The organism is Exiguobacterium sp. s150 (assembly GCF_018618435.1).
Taxonomy (GTDB): Bacteria; Bacillota; Bacilli; order Exiguobacteriales; family Exiguobacteriaceae; genus Exiguobacterium; species Exiguobacterium alkaliphilum.
Genome location: NZ_JACSMC010000099.1, coordinates 1 through 290 on the forward strand (window position 1 = coordinate 1; position 290 = coordinate 290).

Here is a 290-nt window from a genome sequence, read left to right on the forward strand (position 1 = left end):
TAATCTGTACCCCATGTAAAGGACATTAATAAAAAAACTTATGCTGCTTCAAGGAGATGATTCCTGTACTGTACGGGAGTCATCTTTTTCATGTTCCATTGATAACGATGATGGTTGTAATAGTTAATGGCTTTTCGGATTTCACGCTGTAGTGAATCGAACGTGGTACAGGCCTTTAACTCGACGATATCCTTGAAATGCCCAAAGAATGATTCCTGGACAGCGTTATCCCAACAGTTGCCCCGTCGGGACATGGATTGACCTAGCTTCATACGCTTCACCTCTTTCTG

General features: G+C 42.4%; 1 protein-coding gene. It reads right to left on the reverse strand.

The features are described from left to right. Positions 1 to 38: 38 nt before the first annotated feature. Positions 39 to 290 (reverse strand): IS3 family transposase (locus tag KNP76_RS15720; RefSeq protein ID WP_214845057.1); only part of this gene is annotated, 252 nt, incomplete at its 5' end.